12 protein-coding genes are annotated in these 17,325 nt (G+C 48.1%); 9 read left to right on the forward strand and 3 right to left on the reverse strand.

All coding sequences use genetic code 11. The features are described from left to right. Positions 1-28: 28 nt before the first annotated feature. Positions 29-2,164 carry a Tex family protein gene (locus tag ACZ45G_RS01170; RefSeq protein ID WP_464174780.1) on the forward strand — a complete coding sequence of 712 codons (2,136 nt, stop codon included), beginning with the start codon at positions 29-31 and terminating at the stop codon, positions 2,162-2,164. A gap of 69 nt (positions 2,165-2,233) precedes the next feature. Here ACZ45G_RS01170 and ACZ45G_RS01175 read toward each other — a convergent pair whose 3' ends face one another. Continuing rightward, positions 2,234-4,150 (reverse strand): Na/Pi cotransporter family protein, encoded by a 1,917-nt coding sequence (locus tag ACZ45G_RS01175; protein WP_464174781.1) that lies wholly within the window; start codon positions 4,148-4,150, stop codon positions 2,234-2,236. Positions 4,151-4,617: 467 nt separating this feature from the next. Between ACZ45G_RS01175 and ACZ45G_RS01180 the strand changes: the two genes are divergently transcribed. The 6 genes from ACZ45G_RS01180 to ACZ45G_RS01205 all read left to right on the forward strand — a co-directional run bounded on the left by ACZ45G_RS01180 (position 4,618) and on the right by ACZ45G_RS01205 (position 12,328). Continuing rightward, entirely contained in the window at positions 4,618-5,592 is a 975-nt protein-coding gene (locus tag ACZ45G_RS01180; protein WP_464174782.1) for a TAXI family TRAP transporter solute-binding subunit, read from the forward strand. A 41-nt stretch (positions 5,593-5,633) separates the two neighbouring features. Then, entirely contained in the window at positions 5,634-7,091 is a 1,458-nt protein-coding gene (locus ACZ45G_RS01185; protein ID WP_464174783.1) for an ExeA family protein, read from the forward strand. A 226-nt stretch (positions 7,092-7,317) separates the two neighbouring features. Then, a complete protein-coding gene (tpx, locus tag ACZ45G_RS01190) occupies positions 7,318-7,818 on the forward strand; it encodes a thiol peroxidase (protein ID WP_464174784.1) in 501 nt (166 codons plus the stop codon). 53 nt (positions 7,819-7,871) lie between these two features. Further along, entirely contained in the window at positions 7,872-9,911 is a 2,040-nt protein-coding gene (locus ACZ45G_RS01195) for an AsmA family protein (RefSeq protein ID WP_464174785.1), read from the forward strand. A gap of 49 nt (positions 9,912-9,960) precedes the next feature. Next, complete coding sequence (locus ACZ45G_RS01200) at positions 9,961-10,722, forward strand: DUF4197 domain-containing protein (protein WP_464174786.1); 762 nt, start codon at positions 9,961-9,963, stop codon at positions 10,720-10,722. Positions 10,723-10,747: 25 nt separating this feature from the next. Continuing rightward, positions 10,748-12,328 carry an MBL fold metallo-hydrolase RNA specificity domain-containing protein gene (locus tag ACZ45G_RS01205; protein ID WP_464174787.1) on the forward strand — a complete coding sequence of 527 codons (1,581 nt, stop codon included), beginning with the start codon at positions 10,748-10,750 and terminating at the stop codon, positions 12,326-12,328. A gap of 69 nt (positions 12,329-12,397) precedes the next feature. On the opposite strand, the gene ACZ45G_RS01210 is transcribed toward ACZ45G_RS01205, so the two are convergent. Continuing rightward, the gene (locus tag ACZ45G_RS01210) at positions 12,398-12,877 is read right to left on the reverse strand and encodes a hypothetical protein (RefSeq protein ID WP_464174788.1); all 480 of its coding nucleotides are present in this window, start codon (positions 12,875-12,877) and stop codon (positions 12,398-12,400) included. Between the two features lie 57 nt (positions 12,878-12,934). Continuing rightward, complete coding sequence (locus ACZ45G_RS01215) at positions 12,935-13,831, reverse strand: LysR family transcriptional regulator (RefSeq protein WP_464174789.1); 897 nt, start codon at positions 13,829-13,831, stop codon at positions 12,935-12,937. A 131-nt stretch (positions 13,832-13,962) separates the two neighbouring features. On the opposite strand from ACZ45G_RS01215, the gene amaB reads away from it, so the two are divergent. Both amaB and pruA read left to right on the forward strand, forming a co-directional pair. Further along, the gene (gene amaB / locus ACZ45G_RS01220; RefSeq protein ID WP_464174790.1) at positions 13,963-15,513 is read left to right on the forward strand and encodes an L-piperidine-6-carboxylate dehydrogenase; all 1,551 of its coding nucleotides are present in this window, start codon (positions 13,963-13,965) and stop codon (positions 15,511-15,513) included. Between the two features lie 40 nt (positions 15,514-15,553). Beyond that, complete coding sequence (pruA, locus tag ACZ45G_RS01225; protein WP_464174791.1) at positions 15,554-17,182, forward strand: L-glutamate gamma-semialdehyde dehydrogenase; 1,629 nt, start codon at positions 15,554-15,556, stop codon at positions 17,180-17,182. Positions 17,183-17,325: the final 143 nt, after the last annotated feature.

A 17,325-nucleotide genomic window follows, 5' to 3' on the forward strand; every position in this document is an offset into this window, starting at 1 on the left:
TGTTCTGCGGCTTGGGTAATTATGACGGATGAATATTAACCATACCATAAGTTGCGAATTGAAGCTGACGGATAAACAGGTGGAAGCGGTGACCGCCCTGCTGGACCAGGGGTCCACCATTCCCTTTATTGCCCGGTACAGAAAAGAGATGACCGATTCCCTGGACGAGGTGGCCATTGCCAATATCCGGGACCGGGCCCAGAGCCTGAAAGAGCTGTCCGTCCGCAAGGAAGCCATTCTTAAGTCGCTTACGCAAAGGCAGTTGCTGACAGCCGATCTGGAAACGGCCATTGCCCGGGCCCTGTCCATGACAAAGCTCGAAGATCTCTACGAACGATACCGACCCAAAAAAAGAACCCGGGCCCAGGATGCCAGGGAACGAGGACTGGCACCTTTGGCGACCTTTCTTCTGGCCCAGAAACACCAGGATATTGGGGTGGAGGCAGCAAGATTTGTCTGCCCTGAAAAGGGGATAACCTGTGTGGAGGAGGCCCTGTCCGGTGCCAGGGACATCATTGCCGAAAGGGTAAATGAAGACCCCAAAGCCCGAGAAGCAATTCGGGATCTCTTTTTTGCCAAGGCCTTGATTCTCTCCCGGGTGAAAAAGGGAAAAGAGGAAGTGGGTGCCAAGTTTCAAGATTATTTTGACTGGTCGGAACCGGCATTTAAGACCCCTTCCCATAGGGTTTTGGCCATGCTCAGGGGAAAAAATGAAACCATTTTGAACCTTCATGTTCTTCCCGAAGAGGAAATTGCCCTCCTCCTGGTGGAGCGATTGTTTCTCAGGCACCCGTCTAAAACCCATCCGGATATCCGGGATCAGGTGAAGCTGGCGGTTAAAGATGCCTATAAACGCCTGCTGTCTAAGTCCATTGAAAAAGAGAGCCTGGCCCGGTTGAAGCTTGGGGCGGATGATCAGGCCATTGCCGTGTTTGTGACCAATCTAAGGGAATTATTGTTGTCAGCGCCCCTGGGGCAAAAACGGGTGATGGCCATAGATCCGGGGTTTCGCACCGGGTGTAAGGTGGTGTGTTTGGATTCCCAGGGAAAACTGCTGGACCATGATGTGATATTTCCCCATGACAAGGGGCGGCCCCGGGCCATGCAGATGGTGGCCGATCTGGTGAAAAAATATAAAATTGAGGCGGTGGCCATCGGCAACGGCACCGCCGGCCGGGAAACTGAAGTCTTTGTTAAAGAGATGAATTTGTCCGCTGGTGTTGAGGTGGTCATGGTGGACGAGAGCGGGGCTTCTATTTATTCGGCCTCGGACATTGCAAGAGAAGAGTTCCCAAACCATGATATTACGGTCAGGGGATCGGTCTCCATTGGCAGGCGTCTTATGGACCCTTTGGCGGAGCTTGTGAAAATAGATCCCAAATCCATTGGGGTGGGCCAGTACCAGCATGATGTGGACCAGACGCTGTTGAGAAACGCTCTGGACGATGTGGTCAAAAGTTGCGTTAACCAGGTGGGGGTGGAAGCCAATACCGCCAGCAAAGAGTTACTGGCCCAGGTTTCCGGCCTGAATTCAACCATTGCCGCCAACATGGTGGCCTATCGAAATGAACACGGGGCCTTTACTACCCGAAAAGCATTTTTAAAGGTGCCCCGGCTGGGACCCAAGGCCTTTGAACAGGCCGCCGGGTTCCTGAGGATTCAAAACGGGAAAAATCCCCTGGACAACAGCGGGATCCACCCGGAATCCTATGGGATTGTGGAGGGAATGGCAAAGGAAGCGGGGTGCAAGATTGAACAGCTGCTGCACAATGCCCAGGGGGTAAAAACCCTGGACCTGAGCACCCATGTCACCCCGACGGTGGGGCTGCCCACCCTCACCGATATTGTCAATGAGCTGGCAGCCCCGGGCCGGGATCCCCGAAAGGCTTTTCAGTCCTTTTCCTTTGATGATACCATTCACAAGATTACCGATCTCGTGCCTGGCATGCGGGTGCCGGGAATCGTAACCAATGTGACGGCTTTCGGGGCCTTTGTGGACATTGGTGTTCACCAGGACGGCCTGGTTCACCTAAGCCAGCTGGCCGACCGGTATGTCAAGGATCCCAACGAAATTGTTTCGGTCCGGCAGCAGGTGCGGGTGCGGGTGCTGGAAGTGGATGTCAAGCGCAAACGAATTTCCCTTTCCATGAAGCAGGGGAAGTAAACGTAAAGAAAAAAGTGGGAAGAATGTTCTATTCTTCCCACGAAATACAAATGAACAGGCCAATAGATTCTAAGTTGCCAGTTTTTTTTCGTTCTTCTCCTCCTCTTCTTTTTGTATTTCCAGGTGATCCTCGCAGGTTTCAGGGGTGGTTCCAATATAGGTCTGGGCGATATTGGCAGAATACAGCACAATCTGTTTCATCAGATCCATGAGTTCCAGGTGAACCTCGGTGGTCTCAATGGATTCTTCATTTTTCAGAACAATTCGTTTCAAATGCCTTGCCCGGTAGCTTGATTCCAGGTCCAGGTATTTTCGCTCTTTTTTCATGATTTTATGGGCCAGCTTGGTATCTGTCTCCTTGAAGGCCGCTTCCAGATATCTGATTTGTTTTGAGACCTTGCCATGGTAAATGAGCAGTTCCTCTTTTCCTTCAAGGGAAAAATCATAGCGCAGTCTTTTCTTCTTGGCAATCAGGGGGATCATGTTCCGATGAATAATATCCCCCATGCTTTCCATGTCCTTTACAATGGAGACCATTCCAAAAACCTCTTTCGCCTGTTCTTCGGTAATTGTCCCCTGGGCAATATGGGTGAGATATGCGCTTAACTTTTGTTCGAGGAAATCTATTTTTTCTTCCCGTAAATCCAGGCCCTGGAGCAGGGTGAGATCTTTGTGTATGGCATCTATTTTAGGAATTTCTTTGAGCAGAAGTTGTGCCTCTTCATCTGGTTTGCCCTTGTTTGCTATATGGGCTTCATCGGAAAGAAAGGGGATGATGATGGCATTGAGCATCCGGCCCAATAGTTTGGCCATGCGGGATATCTCGGCCCGGGCCAGGTCAATTGCAAGGGAAGGGGTTTCCAGCACAGCATCTTCAATATACCAGGTAGTGATCTCCTGGGATTTGGGTGTTTCCTTTTCAGGATAGATAAAATAAATAATTTTAGAGAAAACAGGGATAAGGGGCAGGAAAAAAAGTCCCAGACTTACATTGAACAGGGTATGGGCATTGGCCAGCTGTCTTGCTGTGCCCGACCCAAATTTGCCGGCCAATGCACGGATGAGATCGGCAAACTGGGGAATCCAGAAAATAAACAGACCCACCCCGGCAATTTTAAACATGATGTGGGCAATGGCAACCCGTTTGGCCTCCCTGGAGGCCCCGATGCCGGCAAGGGCTGCGGTGACGCAGGTGCCGATGTTGGCACCAAAAATAACAGGGATACCGCCTTCAAGGGAAATCAGCCCCTGCTGGGCCAGAACAATCAAGACTCCCGTGGTGGCGCTGCTGCTCTGGACAACGGCGGTAAAGGCAGCCCCGAACAAAATCCCCATCAGAGGATTTTCCAGATCTTTCATCAGATCGATAAAGGCGGGAAAGCTGCGCAAAGGGTTCATGGCATCGCTCATGAGTTTCATACCAAAAAATAGGATGCCGAATCCCAGAACAATATCCCCCACAGATTTTGACCTTTCGGTTTTGCCCCCAAGTTTGAGACAAAATCCAATGGCCACCATGAGAAGGGCATAATCCGTGAGTTTAAAGGCAATCATCTGGGCGGTGATGGTGGTGCCGATGTCAGCCCCCAGGATCACCCCCATGGATTGGACCAGATTTAAAAGTCCTGCCTGGACAAAGCTGACCAGCATCACCGTTGTGGCGCTGGAGGACTGAATTACCATGGTGACAAAGGCGCCCACAATAAGGGCAATGATTCTGTTCTTGGTCAGGGAGGCAAGGATGGAGCGCATTTTATTGCCTGCCGTATTTTTCATCCCATTGCTCATTTTTTCCATGCCGTATAGGAAAAAAGCAAGGCCTCCGGCAAGACCGATGAAAATATCTGCCCAGGAAAAAACCTTGGGTTCCAAGGCACCGGCACCGGCCATGGCCGAGGGGAGATGCCCGAATAGGGATACCCAGATCAGTAATGCCGTAACAAAGATGGATGAAAGACAAAGACCAGTTTCAGGGGCTTTTTTCATGGGATCTCCATTATATGGAATGAAATTTTATTATTATATTTAGTGAAACTTGAAAATAAAGTCAATGAATCATTCCCCCCCCCTCCGGGGCATTCCAGTCAGGCTTTAAAGCAAAATAAGATTTATTTTGCTTTGGGAAGTATCCTTGTACCGGATATTTTGTACCGGGTATTGATAAGTTAATCCATCTGAATGTCATTTCCCAGGCCTTGTAATTTTTAGACACAAAAGCCGGGATGATAATTTCAGGATTTGTTGCTTGACATTGTTACCAAATCTGATAGATCAGTAGAATATTTTGATTTTTCGATTTAAATTCGTGCCCGCAGAAAGGACTTGCCCAGGAAAGATACCGGGTCGCAGGATAAGACCCTGCGGCTATTTTAATCCTGATGAATCTGGATGCCGGGTTTCCCGGGACGAATCCGGTTTTAAGCAAACATCTTAAATGAAGTCATGGGGGGAATATGAATAAAAAAGGGATGATAATTTTTACAGTCTTATTTTGGATGGGGATGTCCGGGATTTCGTCGGCAATCGATTTAGGGATGATTACCGGCAGCAAAAAAGGTACCTATTTTCAATTTGGATTGAATATGATGGAAATGGTCAAACAATATGGATTTGATCTCCATGTATACAATTCCAGAGGGTCTGTGGAAAATGTATATGCGGTTTATAAACGGCCCAAAACCCAGATGGGAATCGTCCAGTCCGATGTTCTGGCATTTGTTTTGAAGGTCAAGACGAATAAAACCCTTAAGCATATCGCAAGAAAAACCAAGATGGTTTTTCCCCTTTATAATGAAGAAATTCATCTTTTGGGGAAAACCGGGATACACTCCTTTGACGATTTAGAGGGAAAAACCATTGCCATTGGCAAGGAGGGCAGTGGTTCATACATGACCTCCAGACTTTTGTTTGAGGTGTCCGGGATAACGCCCAAGGAGCTTGTGCCCCTTGGGACGGATCAAGCCCTGTCCCGCTTGAAAAATGGCAGTATTGATGCCATGTTCTATGTTGCCGGTTTTCCCGTAAAGCTTTTCTCTGAGAATGTAGCGGGCAGTGACGGGCTTCATCTTATCCCCATAACCAATAAGAGCATCACTGAATTTTATCCAATGGCCCAGATTCCTGCCAACACCTATGTCTGGCAGCCGGAATTGATTCATACCGTTGCTGTGAAGGCAGTTCTCGTTGCCTTTGATTTCCGGCGAAATAATTGCGATTATGTGGGGGAATTTGCAGGAATGGTCTACAATCATTTGGATTGGTTAAAACAAAACGGTCATCCCAAATGGAAGAGTGTGGATCTTGATTACCCGCTCAAAGGGTGGGATCAATACGATTGTGTCAAAAAATATCTCCATGCCTCTCCCGGGGAAACCGAGGAACCCATGGAAAAAAATCCCTTGCTTGATGCCATCAAGGAAATATTATAGCAACCGTTTCAAGGTTGAGGAGTTGAAAATGGAGTGGGTGAATGTATCGTCAGCATTTTAACCTTGAAAAGAAGCCCTTTCAAATAAGTTCAGATAACCAATTTTTATGGTTGGGGAAAAAGCATGCCTCTGCCCTGGAATTATTGAAGAATGGAATTGCTCAAGAGCATGGATTGCTGGTCTTGACCGGAGATGTGGGTACGGGTAAAACAACGCTGATCAATGAAATTGTCCATACCCTGGATGCGAAGACCCAGTCCGTTATTATTGCCGATTCCTGCTTTGAGATGCATCATATTTTTTTGACCATTGCCCGGGCCTTTGGGTTTGAAAATCAATATCAAAAGGAGAAAAAATTTTCTGCGGAATTTGTTTCTTTTCTAAGAACCGTAAATGCCAGGGGCCGAAAAGTGCTCGTCATCGTGGATGAAGCACAGAGAATACCTGCTCGGTTTTTAAGGGAAATTATCTCTTGGTCAGAATTTAGACTCAATCATGTTTTAACCGTGATTCTTGCCGGGCAGCTGGAACTTCAAAATGTTTTGGGGACACTGGGGCAAGGCTGGCGGAACCATATTAAAACCAATGTTTCGCTTGAACCCCTGGATGAAAATGAAACCAAGCTTTATATCAACAAACGCCTGGAATTTTCTGGATCAAAACGCAAAATATTTTTAATATCTGCGATTCATGAAGTCCATGTTTATTCAAAAGGGTTTCCCCGGCTGATTAATATCGCCTGTGATCAAGCGCTCATCGCAGCATTTGCCAAGGGGATGAGACTGGTTGACGCCCCAACATTCAAACAGGCCCTGGGCCAAATCGATTTACCGATAATACTCCCTGAGAAAAAAAAGGTTGACCCAAAGGAAACCGTACCCATCCAGGGGGCATGGTTTCAAAAGAAAGCGTTGATAGGGGGGGTTGCCTTTGTCTTAATTTGCCTTTTTTCGGGTTATTCGTATTATGGAGACAATGGGCCCTTTGTCTTTAAAAAAGAACCCTTTTCTCCATCTCGGGGTTTGAAATCCCTGGAAAACCAACCTCAAAAACCCAAAACAACAGCAACATCCGAATCTTTATACGGGGCTGAACAGATCCCCCCCCAGACAATTCAGTTGGCTGTTCCCCAAGTTCAGGAACCAGAGGAACAAGATATAGATGCAACGTATACACCTGTCTCTTCCATGGAAGAGAAGGAAGATCCCTCCCCTATTTTGATAAACAACCTTATGGATACAAATCAGACGATAGACATTAAACGAGCAACACCTAAAGATATTGATGGGTTTGTTAAAGAGGTTTTTTCCTACACGGGAAAATTTGATTCTGTTAACTCGGAAGGCGTCATGGCCTTGGGGCAAGTAAAAGAAAATCCATTGCCTGGACCTGCGGAACCCTTTGAGGAAAACTCTGTGGATGATTATCCCAATAGTTTAAATGCCCCTGAGCCAGATGCCATAATTGATTGGCTCATCCATAAAAGACAAACCCAATGACAAAATGGAGACTGAATTAATCCTATCTCCGTGCCGCCATGGCATTGGATTTTGTACTATCTTTTAGAACCCATCTTGAAAAAGTGGATAAAGCCATTATTTTTATAAAATAGATGGTCGAAACAAAAAAAATAAAAAAGGGTTTCAGCCCTCCATAAAACATGAAAGCTCAGGATCGTTTCATGGAAAAAAGTTATCAGTTTCTAATTCATAAAGGAGATATCCCATGGCCACTACCCAACTTGCAGGTAACCCGGTTGCCCTAACCGGCAATTTTCCCATCAAAGATGCTGTTGCCAAAAATTTTACAGCAGTTCAGCAGGATTTGTCAGAAATTTCCAGTGAATCCTTTAAGGGGAAAAAAATGGTCCTTAACATTTTTCCCAGCATTGATACCGACGTATGTGCCGCATCGGTTCGAAAGTTCAATGAACGTGCTGCTGCCCTTACAAATACCCAGGTGATTTGCTTGTCTGCGGATCTTCCCTTTGCCCATAAGCGGTTTTGCGGTGCCGAAGGCATTGAAAACCTCATAACGGCTTCTTTGTTTCGAAATCAAACCTTTGCTGTGGATTACGGTGTTTTGATCGCAGACGGTCCCTTGAAAGGGCTTACCGCCCGGGCGGTTATCGTGGTGGGTGAAACCGGCAACATTCTTTATGCCCAGTTGGTGGACGATATTACCCATGAGCCCGATTACGATGCTGCTTTGGCTGTTCTGGCCTGAGATTGTGCTGTAAACTCTGTTTTTTTTAATAATTTTTTATTTGGAGGGCTTCTATGAAAGGGTTTATGAAGTGGGTCTTAATGGGTGGAGGACTTTGTCTGGTGCTGATTGTGGGCGCAGTTGTTCTGATCCCCCGGTTTGTGGACGTTCAACAGTATAAACCCATGATAGAAAAATTGGTCACCGAGCAGACCGGTCGTTCCTTTTCCATGGGCGATGATATCAAGTTGTCTGTTTTTCCCTGGGTGGGGGTGAGTTTGTCCGATCTTCGCCTTGGCAGTCCAAGGGGGTTTGAAAACCAGGATATGATTGCGGTGAAGCGGTTTGAAGCCCGCCTGCGGGTCATGCCCCTGCTTTCCCGCCGGATAGAGGTGTCCACCTTTGTGGTGGACACACCTCAGTTTTTTCTGGAAAAAGCCAAGGACGGAAAGGCCAATTGGGAAAATATCGGCCCCGGCGCGACATCAGGTGAAAAGAAAACCCCAGGGAAAAAAGCCTCTGAAAAACAGGATGAGGCCGTTGGAACAAGTGACGGGAAACTGCCCATTGAGTCTTTTTTTGTGGGGAAGTTTTCTATTGTAAATGGGCTTGTCGCCTATGTGGATCATACCACGGGGATGAAAAAAGAAATTTCTGATTTTAACCTGGACCTGATCGATATCAGTCTTGACAAACCCATTGGGGTGAAGCTGTCCGCCAAATTGGATGGAAAACCAATTTCCCTGGAAGGACTGGCCGGACCGGTGGGCAAGGAACCGGGCAAGGAAGATCTGAATCTTGATATGACCCTCAAGGCCCTGGGAGAATTGAGTATCCATCTCAAGGGAAAGATCGTCAACCCCACAGGCGCTGCTCAAATTGCCATGGACCTGAATGTTGATCCATTTTCACCCAGAAAGCTTCTGGACGGCATCGGTCAGCACTTTCCCGTCCAGACTGCTGATCCCAAAGCTTTGGATAAGGTATCTTTGAAGGTAAGAATTGACGGCAATGCCAAGGCCCTCTCCCTTACCAAAGGGTTACTGGGCCTGGATGATTCAACTCTCACTTTTCTGGCAGATGCCAAGGCATTTGACAAACCCGATATCCGGTTTGAAATGGATCTGGATAGTATTGACCTGGACCGGTATCTGCCGCCTAAACAAGAGGAGACAAGCAAACAAAGCACTGAACAGAAGCGTGCTGCCAAGAAATCCGATCAACAAAAGAAAACAGATTATGGTCCCTTAAGAAAATTGGTGCTGGACGGTAAGATAAAGGTGGGCAGTCTAAAGGCTGCAAATGTTAAAATTCAGGATTTCCTGGCCCATATAACCGCTAAAAACGGGGTCATTGATCTGGACCCCCTCAGCTTGAACCTTTACCAGGGAAGTGTTGCATCCAAAGTCCGTATGGATGTTAGCAAAGCAAATCCGAAAACTCAGATTACCCTTGATTCCAAAGGGATACAGGCAGGTCCCCTGCTCAAGGATGCCCTTGCAAAAGAAATCATTGAAGGTGTTTTGGCGGCGAACATGACCCTTGGCATGACCGGAGAGAGCCCGGACATGATCAAAAAGAGTCTTGCCGGCAAGGGGGAATTGACATTTGTTGACGGTGCCATCGTGGGAATCGACATTGCCGATACGGTCCGGAGTGCAGCTTCGGGACTGGGCATGGGGGAAACGGCGGCAGAAAAGCCCAAGACGGATTTTGCTGAATTGAAGATTCCTTTTTCTGCAGACCAGGGAATTGTCAATATCCCGGGTGCCAATCTCACCTCTCCGCTGGTCCGGCTTTTGGCCACGGGAAAGGCCAACCTGGTGACAGAGGCGCTTGACTTTCGGTTGGAGCCAAAGGTTGTGGCCACCTTAAAAGGCCAGGGAGATACCCAGGACCGATCCGGCCTGATGGTTCCCCTGTTGATAACCGGTTCCTTTGATTCCCCCAAGATCCGACCTGATTTAAAGGCCATGGTTGGTGGTAAGATTCCGGATGCAGAGGGTATCAAACAGATGCTCAATACAAAAGGGGCAGAAGGAGCCGGGGGAGAATCTGTTGAAGATCAGGCCAAGGGAATGCTGAAGGGGTTTATGCCAAATTTAAAAAATTAAGGGACCGATTGAATCTGCGGTTCATATCAGAACGAGGAGAACTAAGAACATGATAAAAAAATATACGAGCATCTGGCTGATACTCGGCGCTTTTTTCTTGTTGGTTGTACCGGTTCATGCCGGAAATTCATGGCTTGAAAAAGGGAGTGATACCCTTAAATCTTTTGGTTTGACAGAGGAAACAGCCACAAATGCAGCTTCCGGGGCAGGTCTGTCAGTGGATGAGATAGCAGCCGGGCTGAAGGAAGCCCTTCGTGTGGGATCTGAAAATGTGGTCCAACAGTTAAGCGCAACCAATGGATTTAACACGGATAAAAGTATTCACATCCCCCTGCCGGAAAACTTGTCCATGGTAAAAACGGCATTGGATAAGGTGGGGTATTCTTCCTTGACCGATGACCTGGAACTTAAATTGAACCGGGCGGCGGAAGCCGCCGCTCCCGAGGCAGAAAAATTGTTTCAGGATGCCATTTCCGCTATGACCTTTGAGGATGTACAGGCCATTTATAAAGGGGCGGATGATGCCGCCACCCAGTATTTTAAGGAAAAAATGTCCCCGGGCCTGGCCCGGGTGATGGAACCGGTCATAGACAAGAGCCTGTCCCAGGTGGGTGCTGTCCAGGCCTATGATACCATGATGGGCGAGTACAAAGCCCTTCCCTTTGTGCCGGATGTGAAATCCAACCTGAACGGGTATGTGGTTGATAAGGGGATGGACGGGATTTTCCACTATATGGCCCTGGAAGAAAAGGCCATCCGTCAGGATCCCATCAAGCGGACCACTGAATTGTTGCAGAAGGTATTTAATTGATATTGAACTGAAAACGAGGTGATTTATGGAATTTAGATTTTTTGGGGCAGCTGGCGAGGTAACCGGGTCCATGCATCTTCTGGACACGGGAAATGATCAAATTCTCTTTGATTGCGGTATGTTCCAGGGCAGAAGAAAGGAAAGTGCCGAGAAAAACAAGACCTTTACCCTGGATCGATCAAAGATTACCAACATGGTGTTGTCCCATGCTCATATTGATCATTCCGGCCGGATCCCCATGCTGACAGAAGAGGGTTTTTCCGGCAGAATTATCACCACCCGGGCCACAAAGGATGCCTTGGCGTATATGCTCATGGACAGCGGTCATATCCAGGAATCAGACGCCCAGTACCTGAATTATAAATCTTTGCGCTCTTTTATGTACAGCCAGGAACAGAACAAGCGAAAGAAGAATATCAGCAATAAAGAAAAAAACAGCATTAAAAAACTTTTGAAAAAAAGTCCCTATGAACTGGATACAATGGCCATTGCCAAACTCCAGAAAGATTATGGCCTTGAAAGATTTTCCCCGCTTTATACCATGGAGCAGGCCCGGCAGTCTTTGTCCTATATAGATGGATATCCCTTTGGGACGCCTGTAACCATTGGAAAGGACACCACGGTAAAATTTTATGTGGCTGGTCATATACTGGGGTCTGCCTTTTCCCTGGTCACGGTGAAACAGGCGGACAGAACCTGTCGGATCCTTTATACCGGGGATGTGGGGCGGTTTGGCAAACCCATTCTCAAGGATCCCACACTTGATTTTGACGAAGAAGACCGTGAGATAGATCTGCTGATTACGGAAAGTACCTATGGGGACCGGGAACATGACCCGGTTGACGACCTGGGCGACTCTTTGAAAAAGGTGTTGCTCGAGACCTTTAAACGAGGCGGGTCCGTTATTATCCCTTCCTTTGCCTTTGGCCGTACCCAGGAAATTATTTATATGCTCCATGAGTTGTATGAATCCGGCCAGGTCCCAAAACACCCCATCTATGTGGACAGTCCTCTGGCGTCCAATCTCACCACTGTGTTTGGGGAACATCCGGAAAGTTATGACAAGGAAACCCATAAAACCTTTCTGGAAAAGGGGTTGAATCCCTTTTACTTTGATAAGATTAAATTTGTGGCAAGCGTGGAAGAATCCATGCGTCTGACCCAGGACGATACCCCCCATGTGGTCATTTCTGCATCGGGCATGTGTGAGGCCGGGCGGATTCTTCATCATTTGCGGTATAAAATTCATAACCCCAAAAATACCATTTTGCTGGTGGGATATATGGCCCAGCATACCCTGGGCCGGCGCATTGAAGAAATGGGCATGGATATTGCCAATGGAGAAGACGTTTCCCAGGAACCCCCAGAAGTAAAAATACTGGGTAAAACCTACCCCTTAAAGGCCCGGGTGGCAAAGATAGGGGGTTTTTCCGCCCATGGGGATAAGCATGAGCTGGAGCGGATCATCACCGGGTCCAACCTGAATATCAAAAAGATTGGCATCGTTCATGGTGAGCCCGATCAGAGTAAAGCCTTTGGACAACGCCTGCAGGCGTTAGGCTATGACACCTTTATCCCGGCGCCCGGGGACAGGGTTGCCTTTTAAGTGGGAACAGCCTGCGGCAGTTTATAAAATCAGACAGGTGACAAGGCCATTCTTTCCAGGGGAATCGGGTCACCTTAAAATGGCAGTTCCTGCATCTATGGATTGAACGCTCATTTTACTGCCCACCATGTTCTCAATGGTGAAGGGGAACCAGAGCTGTTCAATCCTAGGGTGAACTGCAAAAAAATGGGTGGCAAATGCCCCCAATACTTTACTGTAAAAGGGGCTTGCCTTACCCGTTGTTGCCTCTTGATTAAAATCAATAAGGTATTGGACCCTGGCAAGTCCTTTGTCAATATCCATGTTTGCTGCAATAAAAGGGGACTTGGGCGTGTCGTTAAACAGGGCAATCATGGAAAAATCGCAATCCGCAAATTCTCCAAGATATGCCTTTGTTTTATCCTTTTCCAAGTCCTTTGGTCTCTGGTTGATGCATTTTTCCCTGGCAACGATAAAATTGAGATTTTTTTCCAGAACGTAGTGTTCAAATTTTTTAAACAGGCTTTCAGGGCCGTTTTCCTCTCGATTGAGATCTGTCAGTTTCCACATGTTTTGTTTGACCTTTTTAGGGTTGAATATCCAATTATCCTGCCATTTCTTCCCGGCTTAATCAACACCAAACTCCGAGGGCTTGAGCAGACATAGGTAGTCCACCAGCGCCTTGTTTTTCTTGAATTCCAGTTTTTCTCGTTTAATAAAAATATTAAAGTGGTCTGCACCGGGTTTGATAAGGGGAAAGGGGTCGATTAAAATTTGTTCTGCAAGTTCCCTCAGGACCGTGTACTTGGGGACAAATCCAATCCCAAGACCTGCAATGGCACCATTGATAATGCCTCGGACATGGTTGATCTGGACCACATTTTTCAGGTGGGAACGTTTTTTTTCAGGGATGGCGGTGATAAAATTTTGCCACCATTCCAGGTGTTTGTCATTGGAGAGGATATTGATTCGTTCAAGGTCTTCCACTGAGCGGATTTTGTGTTCCTTGACAAAGGCGGGGGCGGCAATGGTGATGTATTGTTCCTGGAAAAGATATGTTTTTATAAGGTTTGGTAGAAGATGGTCCTTGCAGTCGATGATCAGATCCACTTCATCCTGGACCAGGGGCGTTTCAAGATGATGGGAAAAGAAAAAGTCCAGGCGGATGTCCGGGTGGGCATCCAGAAAGGCTTTTATATGCTTGATCAGGATGCTAGTGCCAAATTCCACAGGGCTTCCGATGCGGATACGGACCTTGGTTTCCCGTTTGAATCTGGCGATATCCTGGTCTGCCCGTTCAATTTCATAGAAAATTTTTTCACAGGAGGCAAACAGAGTAAGACCGGCATCGGTCAGCACAATGGTTTTTCCTTTTCTTTGGAGAAGAGGGGTGTCAACGGAAGCCTCCAGTTTTTTGATGGAATGACTGACCGCTGACTGGGTGACAAACAGGAGGCTGGCGGCTTTGGTAAAACTTTTTACCTTTGCCAGGAAGAAAAAAGTTTTCAGGTGATAGAGGTCCATGGGATCCTTATGTATGAATAAAATTCATGATAATTAGAAATATTATGAATTTTACTTTATATCCCCAGGGCTTATATTACAAGGATAAGCTGTTTTTTTAATAATGACCTTACTGAATCAGGAGGAACTTCATGGACGAAAAAAAAATAAATGAGCTTCTACAAACACTGGGGATAGCGGCGGTGAATTCGGGTGCCACAACCGGAAGCACCAGCGGATGGCTTAGGACCAAAGGACAGGAGCTTGTCAGTTATTCTCCCATTGACGGTCAGCCCATTGCAAGTGTTACCCTGGCAGATACCGGGGCCTATGACCTCCTCATGGAAAAGGCCATCACGGCATTTGAGTCTTTTAAAATGATGCCGGCACCTAAAAGGGGGGAGATGGTCCGGGAAATCGGGAATCAACTCCGGGAGAATAAAGAGGCCCTGGGTACCCTGGTCGCCCTTGAAAACGGGAAAATCAAGGCAGAAGGCCTGGGCGAAGTTCAGGAGATGATTGATATTGCAGATTTCGCCGTGGGGTTGAGCCGGCAGCTCTATGGGCTGACCATGCACAGTGAACGGCCCCTGCACCGGATGTATGAACAATGGCACCCCCTAGGGGTGGTCGGCATTATTACCGCCTTTAATTTCCCCTGTGCTGTCTGGGCATGGAATGCTTTGGTGGCAGCGGTATGCGGGGATGTCTGCCTGTTTAAACCCAGTTCAAAAACCCCCTTGACCGCCATTGCCATCCAGAACATTATTGCACCGGTGGTGGACAAATTCGGGGCGGATGGGGTGTTTAACCTGATCATCGGCAACAGAAAAGATGTGGGAATGCCCATGCTCAATGATCCCAGAATTCCTTTGATTTCCGCAACGGGCAGTACGGCCATGGGCAAACAGGTGGGGGCCATTGTGGGAGAGCGGCTGGGCCGCACCCTGCTGGAATTGGGGGGCAATAATGCCATTATTGTCACCGAAGATGCCGACATGGACATGGCCATCCGGGCAACACTTTTCGGGGCCGTGGGCACTGCCGGTCAGCGATGTACCTCCACCCGGAGAATCATTGTCCAGTCCTCTGTGCGTGAGACATTTCTCGCCCGGCTCATTGATGCCTATAAACAGGTCCGAATCGGTAACCCCATGGATGATAAGACCCTGATGGGACCCCTCATTGATGCCAAAGCTGTGGCACAAATGGATCAGGCACTTACGGTTGCCCGGGAACAGGGGGGGCAGGTCCTTTACGGCGGTGGTCGAGTGACCATTCAAGGTCTTGAAGGCGGATTCTATGTAACCCCGGCCATTGTGGCGGTTAAAAATGATTATCCCATTGTCCAGCAGGAGACCTTTGCACCTATTCTTTATATCATTGACTATGATAGTCTGGACCAGGCCATTGAACTGCACAATGATGTCCCCCAGGGACTTTCCAGCGCAATTTTTACCGGGTCCATGTATGCCCAGGAGCAGTTTTTATCCCACAAAGGATCAGACTGCGGCATTGCCAATGTTAATATCGGGACATCTGGCGCTGAGATCGGCGGGGCCTTTGGCGGCGAAAAAGAGACCGGCGGGGGGCGCGAATCCGGGTCTGATGCCTGGAGAGTTTACATGAGACGCCAGACCAATACCATTAACTGGGGCCGTGATCTTCCCCTGGCCCAGGGCATAGAATTTGATATTGGATAGATATTGGATAGACAATTGAAAAAAGTAATGGAGAAAAACAATGAATAACAGCATTTTTAAATTACCACCCGCCTATAACGAACCCATTAAAACCTTTTTACCGGGAAGCCCGGAACGAGAACTTTTGAACCAAGAGCTGGCCCGGCAGATGGACCTGACCCTGGAAATTCCCTTGATAATTAACGGCCAAAAGGTTCATACGACAGACACCGGGGTTGCCCGCTGCCCCCATGACCATGGTCATACTCTTGGGACTTTCAGCAAGGCCGGAGACAAAGAAGTTTTGTTGGCCATTGAGGCGGCTCTTGCGGCCAAACCTGCCTGGGAAGCCATGGCCTGGCAGGACCGGGCCGCCATTTTTCTCAAGGCAGCAGATTTGATTTCCCAGAAATATACCCATAAAATCAATGCGGCCACCATGCTCAATCAGTCCAAGAATGCCTTCCAGGCTGAGATCGATGCCACCTGTGAACTGGTTGATTTTTTAAGGTTCAATGTACATTTCATGGAAGAGATTTATGGCAACCAGCCTGTCTCGGGTCGAGGCATCTGGAACAAGACGGAATATCGGCCCTTGGAAGGATTTGTTTTTGCCCTGACACCCTTTAATTTTACGGCCATTGCCGGGAATTTGTGCACGGCACCCGCCATGATGGGAAATACTATTGTGTGGAAACCAGCGTCCACCGCGGTTCTTTCAGGCTTTTATCTCATGGAGATTTTCAAGGAAGCAGGATTGCCCGACGGGGTGATTAATTTTATCCCGGGCAGCGGAGCCACCACCGGTAAGATTGTACTGGACCACAAGGATTTTGCGGGTATACATTTTACCGGTTCTACCCGTGTGTTCCAGACCCTGTGGCAGAAAGCCGGAGAGAATATCGCCCGGTATAAATCCTATCCGCGCATGGTGGGGGAGACCGGGGGCAAGGATTATATTTTCATGCACTCGTCGGCAGACGTGGATACGGTGGTGACGGCTGCCATCCGGGGGGCCTTTGAATACCAGGGTCAGAAATGTTCGGCTTGTTCCAGGCTCTATGTGCCCCAATCAAAATGGGATGTTTTCCAGGAAAAATTGACCGCCCAGGTTTCAAAGATCAAAACCGGCAGTGTTTTGTCCTATACCCCATTTTTAAATGCGGTTATTGACGAAAAGGCCTTTGATAATATTGACGGGTTCATCAGCCGGGCCGAAGCTTCAGACAAGGCCGAAATCATTGCCGGAGGCGGTCGGGACAAGTCCCGGGGATATTTTATAGAGCCCACGGTGATCCTGGCCCTGGACCCCTATTATGAATCCATGGTCGAAGAAATTTTCGGGCCGGTGCTGACGGTTTATGTTTATGATGACAAGGAGCTGGACCAGGCCCTTACCATCCTGGACAACACCTCTGCCTATGCATTAACCGGGGCTATTTTTGCCCAGGACAGGCAGGCCATCGCCCACATGACACAGCGGCTGACCCATTCTGCCGGCAATTTTTACATCAATGACAAACCCACCGGTGCTGTGGTGGGTCAGCAACCCTTTGGGGGGGCGCGCAAGAGTGGGACCAATGACAAGGCTGGCAGCCAGCTCAACCTGTTGCGCTGGACGTCTGCCCGTACCATTAAGGAAACCTTTGTGCCGCCGGTGGTTCCTCAATATCCTTTTATGGCAGAATAAGGCGTTGGAATAATTGCGTGGATTTTTTTCCACGCAATTAAAAAAAGACGGCCCTGTACGCGGCAAAGAAAAAGGGCCGGAATCAGGTCAGTATTTATGGCAACTGAGGTCGCTGGTTCCGGCAATTATAAGGACATCTTGTC

The organism is Desulfoconvexum algidum, assembly GCF_055382125.1.